Here is a 19,595-nt window from a genome sequence, read left to right as displayed (position 1 = left end):
CATGGAACAGATAACAAAACCGCATTGTGGTGCACGGCTGGATCGCTTACCGGATTGCCGCTGGCATTCGTCAATGTTTGCCATCGTCTCGTTTGGCTTGCTTGTCTGCTGGAGTAATGCCGTTGGTGGCTTGATCCTCGCGCAGCTGAAAGAGTTGGGCTGGACAGATAATTCCACCACTGCCACATTCTCAGCAATCACGACCGCCGGAATGTTTCTCGGTGCGCTGGTTGGCGGCATCATCGGTGACAAAACCGGTCGCAGAAATGCGTTCATCCTCTATGAGGCCATTCATATTGCCTCGATGGTGGTCGGTGCTTTTTCACCGAATATGGATTTCCTTATTGCCTGCCGTTTTGTGATGGGCGTTGGGCTGGGAGCTTTACTGGTGACGCTGTTTGCTGGTTTCACCGAATATATGCCCGGTAGAAATCGCGGAACGTGGTCCAGTCGGGTTTCTTTTATTGGCAACTGGTCATATCCGCTCTGTTCATTGATTGCGATGGGACTCACGCCGCTGATTAGTGCAGAGTGGAACTGGCGAGTACAACTGCTTATCCCTGCAATATTGTCGCTTATCGCTACGGCGCTGGCCTGGCGCTACTTTCCTGAATCCCCGCGCTGGCTGGAATCGCGCGGACGGTATCAGGAAGCCGAGAAAGTCATGCGGAGTATAGAAGAAGGCGTCATACGCCAGACGGGAAAACCTTTGCCGCCCGTGGTTATTGCTGATGACGGTAAAGCGCCACAAGCGGTGCCGTATTCAGCCTTACTGACAGGAGTATTACTGAAACGCGTGATATTAGGTTCTTGTGTGCTGATTGCCATGAACGTTGTGCAGTACACACTAATTAACTGGTTGCCAACGATATTCATGACCCAGGGGATTAATTTAAAAGACTCGATTGTTTTAAATACCATGAGTATGTTTGGCGCGCCATTTGGTATTTTTATTGCCATGCTGGTGATGGATAAAATTCCGCGTAAAACAATGGGTGTGGGGCTATTAATCCTGATTGCGGTGCTCGGATATATCTATTCACTGCAAACCAGTATGTTGCTCATAACGCTGATTGGTTTCTTCCTGATTACTTTCGTCTATATGTACGTTTGCTATGCCTCGGCAGTGTATGTCCCTGAGATCTGGCCGACAGAGGCCAAATTACGTGGCTCCGGTCTGGCGAATGCAGTAGGGCGAATCAGTGGTATTGCCGCACCTTATGCCGTTGCAGTGCTGCTCAGTAGTTATGGCGTAACGGGAGTCTTTATTCTTCTGGGGGCGGTTTCAATTATTGTCGCAATTGCTATCGCCACCATTGGAATTGAAACCAAAGGTGTCTCCGTTGAAAGTTTAAGTATTGATGCAGTAGTCAATAAATAATACTGGTGGATTCAAAATGAAAAATTCAAAAGCAATATTGCAGGTGCCGGGCACAATGAAAATTATTTCAGCAGAAATACCTGTGCCTAAAGAAGATGAAGTTTTGATTAAAGTGGAATATGTCGGTATTTGTGGTTCAGATGTACATGGTTTTGAATCAGGCCCGTTTATTCCGCCTAAAGACCCAAATCAAGAAATTGGCCTGGGTCATGAATGCGCCGGGACGGTTGTGGCTGTGGGAAGCCGAGTGCGCAAATTTAAACCGGGGGATCGAGTAAATATCGAACCTGGCGTTCCTTGCGGTCACTGTCGTTACTGTCTGGAAGGCAAATATAACATCTGCCCGGACGTTGATTTTATGGCGACACAACCTAACTACCGCGGCGCATTAACGCACTATCTGTGTCATCCGGAGAGCTTTACTTACAAACTGCCCGACAATATGGACATGATGGAAGGGGCGCTGGTGGAGCCTGCTGCAGTCGGGATGCATGCCGCGATGCTGGCAGATGTTAAACCGGGTAAGAAGATAATTATTCTGGGAGCGGGTTGTATTGGTTTGATGACGTTGCAAGCGTGCAAATGCCTGGGAGCTACGGATATTGCCGTCGTTGATGTACTGGATAAACGTCTGACAATGGCGGAACAGCTCGGCGCGACAGTGGTTATTAACGGTGCAAAAGAAGACACTATTGCACGCTGTCAGCAATTTACCGAAGAAATGGGCGCAGATATTGTTTTCGAAACAGCGGGTTCTGCGGTCACCGTTAAACAGGCACCTTATCTGGTAATGCGCGGCGGTAAAATTATGATTGTTGGTACTGTACCGGGCGATTCGGCAATCAATTTCCTCAAAATCAATCGCGAAGTCACTATTCAGACAGTATTCCGCTATGCCAATCGTTATCCGGTCACGATTGAAGCTATTTCCTCAGGGCGATTCGATGTGAAATCGATGGTGACACATATTTACGATTATCAGGATGTACAACAGGCATTTGAAGAGTCGGTTAACAACAAACGCGACATTATTAAAGGCGTTATTAAAATTAGCGATTAATTAATACGGGAGAACAGAATATGCTCGCAGATATCAGATATTGGGAAAACGATGCCACAAATAAACATTATGCAATTGCCCATTTTAACGTATGGAATGCAGAAATGTTGATGGGCGTTATCGACGCAGCCGAAGAAGCGAAATCACCGGTTATTATTTCTTTTGGTACAGGTTTTGTCGGGAACACCTCATTTGAAGATTTCTCTCACATGATGGTATCAATGGCAAAAAAAGCAACGGTGCCGGTAATAACTCATTGGGATCATGGTCGGAGTATGGAAATTATTCATAACGCCTGGACTCATGGTATGAATTCATTAATGCGTGATGCTTCCGCATTTGATTTCGAAGAAAATATTCGTTTAACCAAAGAGGCTGTTGATTTCTTCCATCCGCTGGGTATTCCGGTAGAGGCAGAATTAGGGCATGTCGGTAATGAAACCGTTTATGAAGAAGCGCTGGCGGGCTATCACTATACCGATCCTGACCAGGCGGCTGAATTTGTTGAACGTACGGGCTGTGACTCATTGGCTGTCGCCATCGGCAACCAACATGGGGTTTATACGTCAGAGCCACAATTGAATTTTGAGGTCGTCAAACGCGTACGCGATGCCGTTTCTGTTCCGCTGGTTTTGCACGGCGCATCGGGGATCAGTGATACCGACATTAAAACTGCAATTTCGTTGGGTATCGCGAAAATCAACATTCATACGGAGCTCTGTCAGGCCGCAATGGTAGCAGTGAAAGAAAACCAGGATCAGCCTTTCCTGCATTTAGAACGTGAAGTACGTAAAGCTGTAAAAGAACGGGCATTGGAAAAAATTAAACTGTTCGGTTCTGATGGCAAAGCGGAATAATGATATGGATAATCTCGACGTTATTTGTATAGGTGCCGCTATTGTTGATATTCCATTGCAACCGGTCAGTAAAAATATCTTTGATGTGGATTCTTATCCTCTTGAAAGAATCGCAATGACCACCGGGGGTGATGCAATAAATGAAGCAACAATTATTTCTCGTCTGGGCCATCGCACAGCATTAATGAGTCGTGTTGGTAAAGATGCCGCAGGACAATTTATTCTCGACCATTGCCGCAAAGAGAATATTGATATTCAAAGCCTGAAGCAGGACGTCAGCATAGATACCTCTATTAACGTTGGACTGGTGACGGAGGATGGCGAGCGGACGTTTGTCACAAACCGTAACGGCAGTCTGTGGAAATTGAATATTGACGATGTTGATTTTGCGCGGTTTTCTCAGGCGAAATTATTATCACTGGCCAGTATTTTCAACAGTCCTCTATTGGATGGTAAAGCGCTAACAGAAATTTTTACGCAAGCTAAAGCCCGGCAGATGATTATCTGTGCCGATATGATCAAACCACGGTTGAATGAAACGCTGGATGATATTTGCGAAGCATTGAGTTTTGTCGATTATCTGTTTCCTAATTTTGCCGAGGCAAAATTACTCACCGGGAAAGAGACACTGGATGAAATTGCTGACTGCTTTCTTGCGTGCGGCGTAAAAACGGTGGTGATTAAAACGGGTAAAGACGGCTGCTTTATCAAGCGTGGTGACATGACGATGAAGGTGCCGGCGGTCGCAGGAATAACCGCCATCGACACCATTGGCGCGGGCGATAACTTTGCTTCAGGTTTTATTGCGGCACTGTTAGAAGGCAAAAATCTGCGTGAATGCGCACGCTTTGCCAATGCAACGGCGGCTATCTCGGTTCTAAGCGTCGGTGCCACCACCGGCGTAAAAAACAGAAAGCTGGTCGAACAATTGCTGGAAGAATACGAAGGATAATGAAGGCAAATGAAAAAGATACCTTTAGGCACAACGGATATTACGCTTTCGCGAATGGGGTTGGGGACATGGGCCATTGGCGGCGGTCCTGCATGGAATGGCGATCTCGATCAGCAAATATGTATTGATACGATTCTTGAAGCCCATCGTTGTGGCATTAATCTGATTGATACTGCGCCAGGATATAACTTTGGCAATAGTGAAGTTATCGTCGGTCAGGCGTTAAAAAAACTGCCCCGTGAACAGGTTGTAGTAGAAACCAAATGCGGCATTGTCTGGGAACGAAAAGGAAGTTTATTCAACAAAGTTGGCGATCGGCAGTTGTATAAAAACCTTTCCCCGGAATCTATCCGCGAAGAGGTAGAAGCCAGCTTGCAACGTCTGGGTATTGATTACATCGATATCTACATGACGCACTGGCAGTCGGTGCCGCCATTTTTTACGCCGATCGCTGAAACTGTCGCAGTGCTCAATGAGTTAAAGGCCGAAGGGAAAATTCGCGCTATAGGCGCTGCTAACGTCGATGCTGACCATATCCGCGAGTATCTGCAATATGGTGAACTGGATATTATTCAGGCGAAATACAGTATCCTCGACCGGGCAATGGAAAGCGAACTGCTGCCGCTATGTCGTGATAATGGCATTGTGGTACAGGTTTATTCCCCGTTAGAGCAGGGATTGTTGACCGGTACCATCACTCGTGATTACGTTCCGGGCGGCGCTCGGGCAAATAAAGTCTGGTTCCAGCGTGAAAACATGCTGAAAGTGATTGATATGCTTGAACAGTGGCAGCCACTCTGTGCTCGTTATCAGTGCACAATTCCCACTCTGGCACTGGCGTGGATATTAAAACAGAGTGATTTAATCTCCATTCTTAGTGGGGCTACTGCACCGGAACAGGTACGCGAAAATGTCGCGGCATTGAATATCAACTTATCGGATGCAGACGCAACATTGATGAGGGAAATGGCAGAGGCCCTGGAGCGTTAAATACTCAACACGATTCACCTCTGTTTCTGTGAAAACTGTGATGAAAATCTGTGATTCAAACAGGCTATTTTGAAAGTAAACATCGGTTATGCGATAATCACGCTAATGTGATGTAAAAAGATACAGGGGTGTAATCGTGGCGGCAAAAGACAGGATTCAGGCAATTAAGCAAATGGTTGCCAACGATAAAAAGGTGACAGTCTCAAATTTGAGTGGGATTTTTCAGGTAACCGAAGAAACCATTCGCCGCGATCTTGAGAAGCTGGAAGATGAAGGCTTTTTGACCAGAACCTATGGTGGTGCTGTTTTAAATACAGCGATGTTGACGGAGAATATCCATTTTTATAAGCGTGCTTCATCGTTTTATGAAGAGAAGCAGCTTATTGCACGCAAGGCACTACCCTTTATCGACAATAAAACCACCATGGCAGCCGATTCCAGTAGTACCGTAATGGAATTGCTCAAATTGTTACAGGACCGTAGTGACCTGACGTTGCTAACCAACTCGGCGGAAGCGATTCATGTTCTGGCTCAGTCAGAAATTAAAGTCGTTTCAACGGGTGGGGAACTAAACAAAAATACACTTTCCCTGCAAGGAAGAATTACTAAAGAGATCATCAGCCGCTACCATGTCGATATCATGGTAATGAGTTGTAAAGGTCTAGATATTAACAGCGGCGCGCTGGACTCTAACGAAGCGGAAGCTGAAATCAAAAAGACAATGATCCGTCAGGCGACAGAGGTAGCGTTATTGGTTGATCACTCTAAGTTTGATCGCAAAGCTTTTGTCCAGTTAGCTGACTTTAGTCATATTAATTACATAATAACTGATAAATCACCGGGTGCAGAGTGGATAGCATTTTGCAAAGACAATAATATCCAGCTGGTGTGGTAATTTAAGCACACGTTGTCAATATTATTTGTTCCTGCGCCTGGAAAATAAAATGATGATAAAGATGCGGCAAGTGAATTTGCCGCAATTGCTACCTTTTTAGCAAATCCGAGGCACCTAATGGAACAATATGATCAAATTGGCGCAAGACTGGACCGCTTGCCTTTGGCCCGGTTTCATTATCGTATATTTGGTATTATAAGCTTTAGTCTGTTATTAACGGGTTTTTTGAGTTATTCAGGCAATGTTGTTTTAGCAAAGCTGGTAAGCAATGGATGGTCAAATAATTTCCTCAATGCCGCCTTTACCTCGGCATTAATGTTTGGTTATTTCATCGGCTCTCTTACCGGTGGGTTCATCGGTGATTATTTTGGGCGGCGCAGGGCTTTTCGCATAAATCTTCTCATCGTCGGTATTGCGGCAACAGGGGCCGCTTTTGTCCCTGATATGTACTGGCTCATCTTCTTTCGCTTCCTGATGGGCACAGGAATGGGGGCGCTGATTATGGTTGGCTATGCTTCGTTTACGGAGTTTATCCCCGCGACGGTGCGTGGAAAATGGTCCGCGCGACTCTCATTTGTCGGTAACTGGTCGCCCATGTTGTCTGCGGCGATAGGCGTGGTGGTTATCGCTTTTTTTAGTTGGCGGATAATGTTTCTGCTGGGTGGTATTGGCATACTGTTAGCCTGGTTTCTCTCAGGTAAATACTTTATTGAGTCGCCTCGATGGTTGGCGGGTAAAGGACAAATCGCAGGTGCAGAAAGCCAACTTCGTGAAGTAGAGCAGCAAATTGAAAGAGAGAAGAGTGTTCGTTTACCCCCGCTTACTTTGAATCAGAGCAACAGCAAGGCTAACGTAATCAATGGTACTTTCTGGCTGCTGTTTAAAGGGGAAATGTTACGACGTACATTAGTCGCGATTACTGTTTTAATTGCAATGAATATTTCACTTTATACCATCACCGTATGGATACCGACCATATTTGTTAACTCCGGCATTGATGTCGATAAATCAATATTAATGACTGCTGTTATTATGATTGGCGCTCCGGTAGGAATATTTATTGCGGCATTAATTATTGATCATTTCCCTCGTCGATTATTTGGTTCCGCCTTGCTTATTATTATTGCCGTGTTAGGCTATATCTATTCAATTCAGACTACAGAGTGGGCGATTTTAATCTATGGCCTGGTGATGATCTTCTTTTTATACATGTATGTTTGCTTCGCGTCGGCGGTTTATATCCCGGAGCTTTGGCCAACGCATTTACGCCTGCGCGGTTCAGGTTTCGTTAATGCCGTCGGACGGATCGTCGCGGTCTTCACGCCTTATGGCGTTGCGGCACTATTAACGCATTATGGGTCAATCACGGTGTTTATAGTGCTTGGCGTGATGTTAGTGCTCTGTGCGCTGGTTCTCTCCATTTTTGGCATCGAAACGCGGAAGGTGTCATTGGAAGAGATTTCTGAGGTGAATTAAATCTTTCGTTGATGGCGTCAATTGCCAGATGTACCACTGACGTGTTTTATCTGGCCTACAATGGCAGTACAGAATTGTAGGCCAGCATAAAATTACTCCTGCGTCTCTTCCCAGTCTGCCAGCGTATATAGCGTTGCCCCAGCTGCTGACATCTCCATAAACGCGTGCGCACTGTCCTGTGGCTGGATATTCACACCACGACAACCATCGGTAATCACATTAACCTTATAACCTAACTGTAACGCGTCCAGTACGGTAAACTTCACGCAATAGTCAGTAGCCAGGCCCATAATGATCAATTCATCGATTTCATGATCGCGTAACCAGTCATCGAGCGTGGTTTTCTGCCGACGGCCGTTATCAAAAAAGGCACTGTAACTGTCAACTAAAGGATTTTCGCCTTTATGGAACACCGCTGCGATCGCTTTTTGGTTCAGTAACGGATGTAATTGTGCGCCTTCACTGTTCTGCACACAGTGATCTGGCCAGAAGGTTTGTGGCAAACCGTCGAGTTGGCCTGGCGTATAAGGCTCTACACCGTGCTGACTGGCAAAACTGCCGTGATTCGCCGGGTGCCAGTCCTGACTGGCGATAACCGCTTCACCGCGCGACTGGCACCAGTCAATCAGGCGGTTAGCGACATCCACCGTACTGTCACCTTCCGGCACGGCGAGCGCGCCACCAGCACAGAAATCATTTTGTAAATCGACCAGTAACAGGGCGCGAGGGGGCATTGCAGTCTCCTTAATCATCCGGCGTCAGTTCGCCGCGCAGGTTTTGGCTCATGGCCTTGCGAATGGTTTCAGTATCCAGTTCCTGGCTAAGCAGGTAATGCAGTTTGGTTAGTGTGGCTTCTACAGTCATATCTGCACCGCCAATAACGCCGGCATGGGCGAGGGCGTTACCGGTGGCATAACCACCCATGTTCACTTTACCGGACATACATTGTGTCAGGTTGACCACCACAATACCGCGATCGCTGGCTTCTTGTAATTCCTGCAGGAAGGCTTTGTTTTGTGGCGCATTACCCACGCCATATGAGCGCAGAATCAATGCTTTCACCGGTTGGCGCAGAAAATTGCGCACGACGTCAGCAGAAATCCCCGGATAAATCGTCACTACGCCAATGGGTTGTGGGGTGATTGGATGAACGATCAATTCCCCTTCACCGTGCGGGGCGGGTGGCGTATTCAAACGACGAATATGGATACCTGCTTCCAGTAACGGAGGAAGGTTTGGAGAGGCAAACGCATCAAAACCATCGGCATGGGCTTTGGTGGTACGGTTGCCACGATAAAGTCGGTTATTAAAAAAGAGCGTTACTTCGTTGATCGGATAATTCGCCGCAACGTACAACGCATTCAGCAGATTAATTTGTCCGTCAGAGCGTAACTCAGCTAGCGGGATTTGTGACCCTGTCACAATGACCGGTTTACCGAGATTCTCGAGCATGAACGACAGCGCAGAGGCGGTATACGCCATCGTGTCGGTGCCGTGCAGAATGACAAAACCATCATAGTCGTCATAATGCGCTTTAATATCTTCAGCAATATGCTGCCAGTCTTCTGGCGTCATATCTGAAGAGTCCATCAGCGGCGTATATTCATGAATGGTGAAATCTGGCATCTCCGGGCGATGGAATTCCGGCATCAGCGCCAGTTGGCGCTGTAGATGACCTGACACCGGAATATAACCCTGCTCGGAACGCTGCATCCCGATGGTCCCGCCCGTGTAGGCGACGTAAATTGATTTCTTTTGCATGATATTGATATGAATGATATCGAAAGAGCAAAAGTATATACGTGAGGCAGGGGGAGCGCACCTGATACTATGCGGATAAGGAAATATGGGGCGAGACAGCGGGAAGAGGATTCGTCGAGGTAAAAAAAATGTGGCCGACGATCTGTCGGCCACTTAGTACAAGACTTAACGCACGTTGGCGCAGGTCAGGCAAAACGCATAACGGTTTTGTGGGTCGTTAAACGCTGCCAGCTTGTCGCTTTCACTTTTAACGGTAGAGGCTACCGAGGCCAGCGGTGCAGGTAACATGGCCTGGAACGCATCTGGCAACATTGCCCGGACAGAACCAGACATGTTGTCCATCACTTTGTCGAAGAAGGTCGGTTCATCAACGTAGTATTCCAGATGCCACTGTTTCACTTTTGCCAGCTCTGCTGCTTTGGCGACCGCATCATCGAAATCCCCGAGACTATCGACCAGCCCGTTAGCTTTTGCATCCTGACCGGTCCAGACGTGGCCCTGGGCGATTTTATCAATCTGCTCCGGCGTCGAATGACGCGCATCAGCAACCAGCGTGATAAAGCGTTTATAGCCATTCTCAATGCTTAACTGCATCATCTGCTGCGCTTCCGGCGGCAGTGCCCTGGTGATAGAAACATCCGCCAACGGTGAAGTTGATACACCATCAGTATGAACACCAATCGAATCCAGACTATTTTCTACGGTGGTGATCACGCCGAAGATACCGATAGAACCGGTCAGGGTGCTGGGGTTAGCCACAATGTAATTAGCTGGCGTGGAAATCCAGTAACCACCAGATGCCGCCATACCGCCCATCGACACAACCACAGGTTTACCCGCTGATCTGGCGGCAGCCAGTTCAGCGCGAATCACTTCGGACGCGGTAACGCTGCCACCTGGGCTATTAACACGCAGAACAATCGCTTTCACTTTCGGGTCAAGGCGAGCGTCGCGGATTTGTGCCGCAGTGGTATCACCGCCAACATTTCCCTGAGTTTCCTCGCCATCCATAATTGCGCCATTCGCGAAGACGACACCGATGCTGTCACCGGTATCTGCCGGCGTTTTCAATGCGTAATCGTAATAACTGATGGCGCGATAATTTTTATCAGTCTTACTCCAGCCGAACTCTTTGGTCAGAGCTTTTTCGATTTCCGCACTCGATGCCAGTGCATCGACCAGCTTGTTTTCCAGTGCATATTTCGCGGTATCGCCACCGGTTTTGGTTAAACCCTCAAGCAACCCTTGCGCGCCAGGGAATACCTGCTGAGCAGGGATCTGCCGGTTAGCGGCAACAGTATTCAGATAGTTTTGCCACAGCTCACCAATCCAGCGGCTGTCAGCTTCGCGGGCTGCCGGTGACATATCATCACGAATAAACGGTTCAACGGCAGATTTATACGTACCCACGCGGAACACATGGGTGGAAACTTTCAGCTTATCCAGCAACGATTTGTAGTACAGACCGTTGGTAGCAAAACCGTGCAGATCCACCACGCCTTGCGGAGACAGCCAAATTTTATTGGCGAAACTGGCGAGATAATATTGCCCCTGGCTGTAGTTCTCGCCAACGGCATAAACCGGTTTCCCGCTGTCACGAAACTCTTTCAGGGCTTTGCCGATGTACTGCATAGACGGTTGGTCGCCGCCTGCGAAGTTTTTCAGATCCATCACGATACCGGTGATATTGCGGTCATCCTTCGCCTGGCGAATGGTATTGACGATATCAAACAGTGAGTTTTCCTGCAGACGATCGGAACTGGCACCAAGCAGTTGGCGGCTTAATTTACTAAACCGCTGAGAACTGTCGGGTTTATCGACGATCACACCAGAAATGTCCAGCAGCAGCGCGCCACGACTGGCCGTTTCTTTCGAATCACCACCACTGACCTGCATCCAGATCCCCACACCAACCAGTACGAGAAAAATAAAGAACAGGTTAAGTACCATTTCACGGACGAAATTCAGCAGACGCCACGTCCATTTAAAAAATCCGGCAATAAATCGCCAAAGGGTTCGCATGTATTCTCCCAACTTAAGGTCACACCTGTCACAGGCGCAATAGATGTGGTTATCGTAATGACCCAACCGGCACTTGTCAGCAGGAATTGCGGACTGTGCTGTAACAAAATCCACTCTCGTGTTAATTTTGTGAATAAATATCATGACAGGAGTTAATCAAATGGATGCACTCGAACTATTGATCAATCGCCGTAGCGCCTCCCGCCTGGCTGAACCTGCGCCAACGGGTGAACAACTGCAAAACATACTGCGAGCGGGTATGCGTGCGCCGGACCATAAGTCCATGCAACCGTGGCATTTTTTTGTGATTGAAGGGGAAGGACGCGAGCGTTTCAGCGCCGTTCTGGAGCAGGGGGCGATTGCTGCCGGTAGTGATGACAAAGCCATCGACAAAGCCCGTAATGCGCCGTACCGCGCACCGCTCATCATCACGGTGGTGGCAAAATGCGAAGAAAATCATAAAGTCCCGCGCTGGGAACAGGAAATGTCTGCGGGATGCGCGGTCATGGCGATGCAAATGGCAGCAGTTGCCCAGGGGTTTGGCGGCATCTGGCGCAGTGGCGCATTAACTGAAAGTCCGGTAGTGCGTGAAGCATTCGGTTGCCGTGAGCAGGATAAAATTGTCGGTTTTCTCTACCTTGGTACGCCGCAGCTGAAAGCATCTACGTCGATAAACGTCCCGGACCCGACGCCGTTTGTAACTTATTTCTGATAATTGTCGCGAAACTGTCTGGATTGTGAGCAAAGGCGCAGGAATTCAGACACTCTCACTTATCACTTCATGGAATGAGGGTTACCATACCCGGATTGCATTGACAGGAGATGTCCATGAGCGAGAACTCGATTCGTTTGACCCAATACAGCCACGGAGCTGGTTGCGGCTGTAAAATTTCCCCAAAAGTGTTGGAAACCATCCTGCACAGTGAGCAGGCGAAGTTTGTTGATCCGAATTTGCTTGTGGGTAATGAAACCCGCGACGATGCGGCGGTGTACGATCTGGGCAATGGCACCAGCGTTATCAGTACCACCGACTTCTTTATGCCGATCGTTGATAATCCTTTCGATTTTGGCCGCATTGCGGCGACTAACGCCATCAGCGATATCTTCGCGATGGGGGGCAAACCGATTATGGCGATTGCGATCCTCGGCTGGCCGATTAACAAACTTTCCCCGGAAATTGCCCGCGAAGTAACCGAAGGTGGACGCTATGCATGCCGTCAGGCGGGTATTGCGCTGGCTGGCGGTCACTCCATCGATGCGCCGGAGCCGATTTTTGGTCTGGCGGTAACGGGGATCGTACCGACCGAGCGGGTGAAGAAAAACAGTACCGCACAAGCCGGATGTAAACTGTTCCTGACGAAACCGCTGGGGATCGGCGTTCTTACTACGGCTGAGAAAAAATCATTGCTGAAACCAGAACATCAGGGACTGGCGACGGAAGTGATGTGCCGGATGAACATCGCAGGCGCGTCCTTTGCCAACATCGAAGGCGTAAAAGCGATGACCGACGTTACGGGCTTTGGTCTGCTGGGGCATTTAAGCGAAATGTGTCAGGGTGCTGGTGTGCAGGCGCGCGTCGACTATGAAGCGATCCCGAAACTGCCGGGGGTTGAAGAGTACATTAAGTTGGGCGCAGTGCCTGGCGGCACCGAACGTAACTTTGCCAGCTACGGTCATCTGATGGGTGAAATGCCGCGTGAAGTGCGCGATTTGCTGTGCGATCCGCAAACTTCTGGCGGTTTGCTGCTGGCGGTCATGCCGGAAGCAGAAAATGAGGTTAAAGCTACAGCCGCCGAGTTTGGCATTGAACTGACGGCGATTGGCGAACTGGTGCCAGCGCGCGGCGGTCGTGCCATGGTTGAGATCCGTTAATTCAATGCGGTTGTTTATTGCCGAAAAACCGAGTCTGGCGCGCGCCATTGCTGATGTCCTGCCCAAACCGCACCGGAAAGGCGATGGCTTTATCGAGTGCGGTAATGGTCAGGTAGTGACCTGGTGTATCGGTCACCTGCTTGAGCAGGCGCAGCCAGACGCCTACGACAGCCGCTATGCGCGCTGGAATCTTGCGGATTTGCCGATTGTCCCGGAAAAGTGGCAATTACAGCCCCGACCCTCCGTGACCAAACAACTTAACGTCATCAAACGCTTCCTGCATGAAGCCAGCGAAATCGTTCACGCCGGGGACCCGGATCGTGAAGGGCAATTGCTGGTGGATGAAGTGCTGGACTATCTGCAACTGGCACCGGAAAAGCGCCAGCAGGTGCAGCGTTGCTTGATAAACGACCTGAACCCGCAGGCGGTTGAGCGGGCGATCGACCGTCTTCGTTCCAACAGTGAGTTTGTACCGCTGTGCGTTTCTGCGCTGGCGCGAGCCCGAGCCGACTGGCTGTACGGCATCAATATGACCCGTGCGTATACTATTCTCGGTCGCAATGCCGGTTATCAGGGCGTACTTTCCGTGGGACGCGTGCAGACGCCCGTGCTCGGGCTGGTAGTGCGCCGCGACGAAGAGATTGAAAACTTCGTGGCGAAAGATTTCTTTGAAGTCAAAGCGCATATCGTGACACCTGCCGATGAGCGGTTTACCGCTATCTGGCAACCGAGCGAAGCGTGTGAACCTTATCAGGATGAAGAAGGGCGCTTGTTACATCGTCCGCTGGCGGAGCATGTGGTCAACCGCATCAGCGGCCAACCGGCTATTGTCACCAGCTATAACGATAAACGGGAATCAGAATCCGCACCGCTACCGTTTTCTCTTTCGGCGTTGCAGATTGAAGCGGCAAAACGCTTTGGTCTGAGCGCGCAGAACGTGCTTGATATTTGCCAGAAGTTGTACGAAACGCACAAGCTAATCACTTATCCGCGTTCCGATTGCCGCTATTTGCCAGAAGAACATTTTGCCGGACGCCACGCGGTGATGAATGCCATCAGCGTTCATGCACCAGATCTGTTGCCGCAGCCAGTGGTCGATCCAGATATACGCAACCGCTGCTGGGATGACAAAAAGGTCGATGCACACCACGCCATCATCCCGACCGCACGGAGTTCTGCGATCAACCTGACGGAGAACGAAGCGAAGGTCTATAACCTGATTGCCCGTCAGTACTTGATGCAGTTCTGCCCGGATGCGGTGTTCCGCAAGTGTGTTATCGAACTGGATATTGCCAAAGGCAAATTTGTCGCTAAAGCGCGTTTTCTTGCTGAAGCAGGCTGGCGCACGCTGTTAGGCAGCAAAGAGCGCGATGAAGAAAACGACGGTACGCCATTGCCTGTGGTGGCGAAAGGCGATGAGTTGCTGTGTGAAAAAGGTGAAGTGGTAGAGCGGCAAACCCAGCCGCCGCGTCATTTTACCGATGCAACACTGCTTTCGGCGATGACCGGAATCGCGCGCTTTGTGCAGGACAAAGATCTGAAAAAGATCCTTCGTGCGACCGATGGCCTGGGGACAGAAGCAACCCGTGCCGGGATTATTGAACTGCTGTTCAAGCGAGGCTTCCTGACCAAAAAAGGGCGCTATATCCACTCCACCGACGCCGGAAAAGCGCTATTCCATTCGCTGCCAGAAATGGCGACGCGACCGGACATGACCGCGCACTGGGAATCGGTGCTGACGCAAATCAGTGAAAAGCAGTGTCGCTATCAGGACTTTATGCAGCCGCTGGTGGGGACATTGTACCAGTTGATTGATCAGGCAAAGCGCACGTCGGTAAGGCAGTTTCGGGGAATAATGGCTCCCGGCGGTGGAGAAGGGAAGAAAAAGGATTCGCCACGCAAGAGAGCGCCGAAAAAAAGCCCGCCATCAGAAGAGGCGGGCAATGGAGTGATAATATAAAGGTTCTTTCAACCATCTGATACTGAAGATTTTTATGGCCGGATAAGGCGTTTGCGCTGTATCCGGCACAATTGTCTTAAATCACGCCCTGGCTTAACATCGCATCCGCAACCTTCACAAAACCGGCAATGTTCGCACCCTGCACGTAGTTGGTTTGCTCACCTTCACCACCATGCTCAACACAGGCATGGTGGATATCCAGCATGATGTGATGCAAACGCGCATCAACTTTCTCGGCTTTCCACCCCAGGCGCGCAGCGTTTTGCGCCATTTCCAGGCCCGATGTTGCTACACCGCCAGCATTAGCCGCTTTACCCGGTGCAAACAGTACGCCTGCCTGCTGGAACAGTTCAGTCGCTTCGATGGTGGTCGGCATATTTGCCCCTTCGGCGACGGCTTTAACGCCATTGGCGATAAGCTGATGCGCGGCGTCTACATCCAGTTCATTCTGGGTGGCGCAAGGCAGGGCGATATCAACCGGTACAGACCATGGCTGTTGGCCTTCGAGATAGACCAGACCAAATTCTTTGGCGTAATCTGCCACTCGGCCATCGCGGCTGGCTTTGATTTCGATAAGACGTGCCAGTTTCTCTTTCGTGAATCCGCTTTCATCAACTACAGTGCCACTGGAGTCTGACGCAGTGATCACACGAGCACCAAATTCCATCGCTTTTTCGATAGCGTACTGGGCGACGTTGCCGGAGCCAGAAACGGAAACGCGCATTCCTTCAAAACCCATACCGTGGCGTTTTAGCATTGCTTCTGTGAAATAAACCAGACCGTAGCCGGTAGCTTCCGGGCGAATAAGACTGCCGCCAAATGAAAGGCCCTTACCGGTGAAGACGCAGGCGGTATTGTTGGAGAGCTTTTTCATCATCCCCGCCATAAAGCCGACTTCACGACCACCAACCCCGATATCACCTGCCGGAACGTCGGTATCCGCGCCCAGGTGGCGATACAGTTCAGTCATCAGCGCCTGGCAAAAACGCATCACTTCACCTTCGCTTTTTCCTTTCGGATCGAAATCGCTGCCGCCTTTACCACCGCCCATCGGCAGAGTAGTCAGGGCATTTTTGAAGGTTTGTTCGAAGCCGAGGAATTTGAGAATGGAAAGGTTAACTGACGGATGGAAGCGCATACCGCCTTTGTACGGGCCGATGGCAGAGCTGAACTGCACACGCCATGCACGGTTGACCTGTACCTGGTTGCGATCATCAACCCATACCACGCGAAACTGGATCACGCGCTCCGGTTCAACCAGACGCTCCAGTAATGACATCTGGCGATATTTCGGATTTTGTTCAAGAAAAGGCCAAAGTGTGGTCATTACTTCACGAACGGCTTGCGCGAACTCGGTTTGATTCGGGTCGCGCTTTTGGACATGGTTGAGGAATGACTCCAGAGAATATGTCTGATCCATAGATATAAAACCCTTATATATTAATACGATTGTGCTTATGTTGTTTATGTCATGTGCTTTTGCAGTTTTCGACTATACCATCAAGAATGTGACGGTAAGCAAGAAAAAAATGACCCAGGAAAGCAAATTAATAACGAGAGTAATCTCATAACCAAATGCGATAACTCAGTCGCTAAAGTTATGCCGCCCGGCTACCGTTATTAGTAGCAGAGACAATAACGTTAAGGAGTTCCCTGTGAGTCGAGCATTGTTCGCTGTAGTATTAGCATTTCCATTAATTGCACTGGCTAACCCGCATTATCGTCCGGACGTGGAGGTGAACGTACCGCCAGAAGTGTTCAGTTCAGGCGGGCAGTCAGCGCAGCCCTGTACTCAGTGCTGCGTTTATCAGGATCAAAATTATTCTGAAGGGGCGGTAATTAAAGCCGAAGGAATACTGCTGCAATGCCAGCGGGATGACAAAACCCTTAGCACTAATCCGCTGGTCTGGCGGCGCGTAAAGCCATAAATGCCTCTAATAGTGGAATGTCAGCAGGGGCCAGCGGATATTGCAGCGCCTCTTCAGGTGAGCACCAGACCAGCGCCTGATGTTCATGTGCCTGTAACGTCCCGTGGAAGTCGGGTACGTGCCAGGCATGAAGATGGATAATCCGCCCCGAAACTTCTCGCTGATGGCTGGCAACATATTCACCCACAGCTGCTTCGATGCCCAGTTCTTCGCGTAACTCACGCACCAGCGCCTGCCGCTGGCTTTCATCCGGCTCGACTTTACCACCGGCAAACTCCCATAATCCCGCCTGATCGCTATGGGCGGGGCGTTGCGCGAGTAAAATTTTGCCATCACGTTCGATGATGGCGGCAACAACTTCAATCATTTTCATAAATTACACACGGGCAGATAAGCGAAAAATGCCATAATATCCGCACTGTTGCTCAATCAGAAAGGTTTTATATTTAAGGAGTGCCTGTGCTAGACCGCCATCTTCATCCCCGGATTAAACCGTTGTTGCATCAGTGCGTGCGGGTTCTTGATAAACCGGGCATTACGCCAGATGGTTTAACATTAGTGGGATTTGCCATCGGTGTGCTGGCACTGCCTTTTCTGGCGCTGGGCTGGTATCTGGCGGCGCTTGTCGTCATTTTGTTGAACAGGCTGCTTGATGGTCTGGACGGTGCGCTGGCGCGGCGCAGAGGGCTTACCGACGCGGGCGGCTTTCTTGATATTTCTCTCGATTTTCTTTTTTACGCGCTGGTACCTTTTGGGTTTATCCTCGCCGCACCGCAGCAAAATGCGCTGGCAGGCGGCTGGCTGTTGTTTGCGTTTATCGGTACGGGCAGCAGTTTTCTCGCCTTTGCTGCACTGGCAGCAAAACATCAGATTGATAACCCCGGTTATGCACATAAGTCGTTTTACTATCTGGGGGGATTAACCGAAGGCACTGAAACGATCTTACTGTTTGTGCTGGGATGTTTATTCCCTGCATGGTTTGCGTGGTTTGCGTGGATCTTCGGTGCGTTGTGCTGGATGACGACCTTTACGCGGGTGTGGAGTGGGTATCTGACGCTGAAGTCGCTCCAGCGTCAGTAATTGCAATGTTATTTGCTGCTGTCCGGGCCGCGTTCACCGGTTGCTACCGGATTTTTTGGATCGCTGCTCCATTCGTACCAGCCGCCGTCGTAAACGGAGACGTTATTCCAGCCCATTGCTCGTGCGTACATAAAGGTTTCGGACGCGCGCCAGCCGGTGCCGCAGTAGAATGAAACTTGCTGATCTGGTTTGATATTCCATGCTTTCCACATAGCGGTAATATCATCGGCGCTACGCATGGTGCCATCCGGGTTATGGAAATCTTCCATATGCGTCGAGTCGCTACCAGCGTGTCCCCAACGTGCTCCGGCTATTTCACCTTTTGGTTTAATATAGCTGTAACCGCTGGTCGTACCGATAAATTCTGGCCACGAACGAATGCTCACCAGCGATGCATCCTGGCGATGCAGCAGTCCACGCGCCTGTTCCATATCAAGCATCAGTTGCGGTTGTGCCGGGATCTTCACGCCGAAATCCGGTTCCGCTTTCACTTTCGGTGGCGTTCCGCGCTCAACAGGCAGTCCCGCGTCGGACCAGGTTTGCCAGCCGCCATCCAGCAGGCGCACATCTTTCACGCCGGCATAAAGCATTATCTGCGCCACACGCGCTGCAGCGTATACGTCACGCCCGTACAGAATGACCGTGGTGTCATGGCGAATGCCGTGTTTTGCCAGCATCGCTTTTAGTTGTTCATCAGAAACTTTGTTCCACAGCGGTTCGCTTTCCACTTCGTTGGTATCGATGTAGTCAGCGCCGGGAATATGACTGATAAGGTAAAGCTTAGGAGCGCCCCAGGCCGCTTCAATGACTTTCCAGTCACCGGCAGGTTTCGCCGTAACCTCTTTACCTTGTTGCAGGTCATGCAGCCATTGCGGATAAACCAGCTGCTCAAAGTGCGGCAGTTTTTGCAGACGGGAAGGTTCACTTAGCGCGTCACTCAGGATGGAGATATGCGTAAAACCTGCTTTTTGCAGACGCGTTTTGACGGCATCGACATCTTTGTCATTACCGTACAGCGCAACCGGAGCATCGGCTTTCAGGTTATGTAGCTTGATCCACGCGTTAAGCTGTTCGGTGCTCATTTTGTCGAGCCAGCTAGCAGAGAGGTTTAAGGCGGCAGGTTCATGACCAGAAGGGCCATTTAAGGTTTGTGGCCAGCCGTTATAAAACGCGCTGGGGCGAGTATCTATCGCTTTGCCATTTTGTTGTTGAAGCTGGTCAAGTGTAAGAGGCTTCGCCAGTTCAGCGGCCCACGAAGAAGCGCAAGCCAGCCCTAAAGCCATTGCCAGCGCGGTCATTTGAGAAACACGTTTCATCGAAAATCCCGACATTGTAGTTTTGAGTGCGCCATTCTGAACTGA

At 49.8% G+C, this 19,595-nt stretch carries 18 protein-coding genes; 12 read left to right on the top strand and 6 right to left on the bottom strand.

Translation table 11 applies throughout. The annotated features are described in order from the left end of the window. The first annotated feature begins 1 nt into the window (after position 1). The 7 genes from G434_RS20230 to G434_RS20260 all read left to right on the top strand — a co-directional run bounded on the left by G434_RS20230 (position 2) and on the right by G434_RS20260 (position 7,611). Positions 2-1,381, top strand: a complete 1,380-nt coding sequence (locus G434_RS20230; RefSeq protein ID WP_000435315.1) for an MFS transporter — start codon at positions 2-4, stop codon at positions 1,379-1,381. A gap of 16 nt (positions 1,382-1,397) precedes the next feature. After that, positions 1,398-2,441, top strand: coding sequence for an NAD(P)-dependent alcohol dehydrogenase (locus G434_RS20235; protein WP_000798101.1), 1,044 nt, complete (start codon positions 1,398-1,400; stop codon positions 2,439-2,441). Between the two features lie 20 nt (positions 2,442-2,461). Continuing rightward, positions 2,462-3,298, top strand: a complete 837-nt coding sequence (locus G434_RS20240) for a ketose-bisphosphate aldolase (protein WP_000878883.1) — start codon at positions 2,462-2,464, stop codon at positions 3,296-3,298. Between the two features lie 4 nt (positions 3,299-3,302). Beyond that, entirely contained in the window at positions 3,303-4,250 is a 948-nt protein-coding gene (locus G434_RS20245) for a sugar kinase (protein ID WP_001309545.1), read from the top strand. Between the two features lie 9 nt (positions 4,251-4,259). Next, positions 4,260-5,240: an NADH-dependent methylglyoxal reductase gene (gene ydjG, locus G434_RS20250; protein ID WP_000723698.1), complete on the top strand. Its 981-nt coding sequence runs from the start codon at positions 4,260-4,262 to the stop codon at positions 5,238-5,240. A 136-nt stretch (positions 5,241-5,376) separates the two neighbouring features. Beyond that, entirely contained in the window at positions 5,377-6,135 is a 759-nt protein-coding gene (locus G434_RS20255; RefSeq protein ID WP_000719088.1) for a DeoR/GlpR family DNA-binding transcription regulator, read from the top strand. Positions 6,136-6,252: 117 nt separating this feature from the next. After that, positions 6,253-7,611 carry an MFS transporter gene (locus G434_RS20260; RefSeq protein WP_000438819.1) on the top strand — a complete coding sequence of 453 codons (1,359 nt, stop codon included), beginning with the start codon at positions 6,253-6,255 and terminating at the stop codon, positions 7,609-7,611. Positions 7,612-7,703: 92 nt separating this feature from the next. Here G434_RS20260 and pncA read toward each other — a convergent pair whose 3' ends face one another. From pncA to sppA, 3 genes are all read right to left on the bottom strand, one after another. Next, a complete protein-coding gene (gene pncA / locus G434_RS20265; protein WP_001135079.1) occupies positions 7,704-8,345 on the bottom strand; it encodes a bifunctional nicotinamidase/pyrazinamidase in 642 nt (213 codons plus the stop codon). A 10-nt stretch (positions 8,346-8,355) separates the two neighbouring features. Next, the gene (gene ansA, locus G434_RS20270; protein ID WP_001170162.1) at positions 8,356-9,372 is read right to left on the bottom strand and encodes an asparaginase; all 1,017 of its coding nucleotides are present in this window, start codon (positions 9,370-9,372) and stop codon (positions 8,356-8,358) included. A gap of 165 nt (positions 9,373-9,537) precedes the next feature. Further along, positions 9,538-11,394, bottom strand: a complete 1,857-nt coding sequence (gene sppA, locus G434_RS20275) for a signal peptide peptidase SppA (RefSeq protein ID WP_001259830.1) — start codon at positions 11,392-11,394, stop codon at positions 9,538-9,540. Positions 11,395-11,554: 160 nt separating this feature from the next. Between sppA and G434_RS20280 the strand changes: the two genes are divergently transcribed. The 3 genes from G434_RS20280 (at position 11,555) to topB (ending at position 15,226) form a co-directional block, all read left to right on the top strand. Next, positions 11,555-12,106, top strand: a complete 552-nt coding sequence (locus G434_RS20280) for an NAD(P)H nitroreductase (RefSeq protein WP_000339288.1) — start codon at positions 11,555-11,557, stop codon at positions 12,104-12,106. Positions 12,107-12,222: 116 nt separating this feature from the next. Next, positions 12,223-13,266 (top strand): selenide, water dikinase SelD, encoded by a 1,044-nt coding sequence (gene selD, locus G434_RS20285; protein ID WP_001295485.1) that lies wholly within the window; start codon positions 12,223-12,225, stop codon positions 13,264-13,266. Positions 13,267-13,270: 4 nt separating this feature from the next. Continuing rightward, the gene (gene topB, locus G434_RS20290) at positions 13,271-15,226 is read left to right on the top strand and encodes a DNA topoisomerase III (protein ID WP_001235804.1); all 1,956 of its coding nucleotides are present in this window, start codon (positions 13,271-13,273) and stop codon (positions 15,224-15,226) included. 76 nt (positions 15,227-15,302) lie between these two features. Here the strand turns inward: topB and gdhA are convergent, their stop codons facing one another. After that, entirely contained in the window at positions 15,303-16,646 is a 1,344-nt protein-coding gene (gene gdhA, locus G434_RS20295) for an NADP-specific glutamate dehydrogenase (RefSeq protein WP_000373044.1), read from the bottom strand. Positions 16,647-16,881: 235 nt separating this feature from the next. Between gdhA and G434_RS20300 the strand changes: the two genes are divergently transcribed. Next, complete coding sequence (locus G434_RS20300; protein WP_000085240.1) at positions 16,882-17,154, top strand: YnjH family protein; 273 nt, start codon at positions 16,882-16,884, stop codon at positions 17,152-17,154. On the opposite strand, the gene nudG is transcribed toward G434_RS20300, so the two are convergent. Then, a complete protein-coding gene (gene nudG, locus G434_RS20305; RefSeq protein ID WP_000781866.1) occupies positions 17,120-17,527 on the bottom strand; it encodes a CTP pyrophosphohydrolase in 408 nt (135 codons plus the stop codon). The two genes, G434_RS20300 and nudG, sit on opposite strands and share 35 nt — an antisense overlap. Before the next feature lie 86 nt (positions 17,528-17,613). Here nudG and G434_RS20310 point away from each other — a divergent pair, with 86 nt between their 5' ends. Beyond that, on the top strand, positions 17,614-18,234 hold the full coding sequence (locus G434_RS20310) for a CDP-alcohol phosphatidyltransferase family protein (protein WP_001371603.1): 621 nt from the start codon (positions 17,614-17,616) through the stop codon (positions 18,232-18,234). An 8-nt stretch (positions 18,235-18,242) separates the two neighbouring features. On the opposite strand, the gene ynjE is transcribed toward G434_RS20310, so the two are convergent. Next, positions 18,243-19,550, bottom strand: a complete 1,308-nt coding sequence (gene ynjE / locus G434_RS20315; RefSeq protein ID WP_001309541.1) for a thiosulfate sulfurtransferase YnjE — start codon at positions 19,548-19,550, stop codon at positions 18,243-18,245. Positions 19,551-19,595 lie beyond the last annotated feature (45 nt).

This window comes from Escherichia sp. KTE172 (genome assembly GCF_000408845.1).
Taxonomy (GTDB): domain Bacteria; phylum Pseudomonadota; class Gammaproteobacteria; order Enterobacterales; family Enterobacteriaceae; genus Escherichia; species Escherichia coli.
This window is presented reverse-complemented; position numbering and strand designations above follow the sequence as displayed.

Bases quoted from the DNA above. Each gene is read 5' to 3' on its own strand.
- G434_RS20230 (WP_000435315.1), top strand. From the start codon at position 2: ATGGAACAGATAACAAAACCGCATTGTGGTGCACGGCTGGATCGCTTA.
- G434_RS20235 (WP_000798101.1), top strand. From the start codon at position 1,398: ATGAAAAATTCAAAAGCAATATTGCAGGTGCCGGGCACAATGAAAATT.
- G434_RS20240 (WP_000878883.1), top strand. From the start codon at position 2,462: ATGCTCGCAGATATCAGATATTGGGAAAACGATGCCACAAATAAACAT.
- G434_RS20245 (WP_001309545.1), top strand. From the start codon at position 3,303: ATGGATAATCTCGACGTTATTTGTATAGGTGCCGCTATTGTTGATATT.
- ydjG (WP_000723698.1), top strand. From the start codon at position 4,260: ATGAAAAAGATACCTTTAGGCACAACGGATATTACGCTTTCGCGAATG.
- G434_RS20260 (WP_000438819.1), top strand. From the start codon at position 6,253: ATGGAACAATATGATCAAATTGGCGCAAGACTGGACCGCTTGCCTTTG.
- pncA (WP_001135079.1), bottom strand. From the start codon at position 8,345: ATGCCCCCTCGCGCCCTGTTACTGGTCGATTTACAAAATGATTTCTGT.
- ansA (WP_001170162.1), bottom strand. From the start codon at position 9,372: ATGCAAAAGAAATCAATTTACGTCGCCTACACGGGCGGGACCATCGGG.
- sppA (WP_001259830.1), bottom strand. From the start codon at position 11,394: ATGCGAACCCTTTGGCGATTTATTGCCGGATTTTTTAAATGGACGTGG.
- G434_RS20280 (WP_000339288.1), top strand. From the start codon at position 11,555: ATGGATGCACTCGAACTATTGATCAATCGCCGTAGCGCCTCCCGCCTG.
- selD (WP_001295485.1), top strand. From the start codon at position 12,223: ATGAGCGAGAACTCGATTCGTTTGACCCAATACAGCCACGGAGCTGGT.
- topB (WP_001235804.1), top strand. From the start codon at position 13,271: ATGCGGTTGTTTATTGCCGAAAAACCGAGTCTGGCGCGCGCCATTGCT.
- gdhA (WP_000373044.1), bottom strand. From the start codon at position 16,646: ATGGATCAGACATATTCTCTGGAGTCATTCCTCAACCATGTCCAAAAG.
- nudG (WP_000781866.1), bottom strand. From the start codon at position 17,527: ATGAAAATGATTGAAGTTGTTGCCGCCATCATCGAACGTGATGGCAAA.
- ynjE (WP_001309541.1), bottom strand. From the start codon at position 19,550: ATGAAACGTGTTTCTCAAATGACCGCGCTGGCAATGGCTTTAGGGCTG.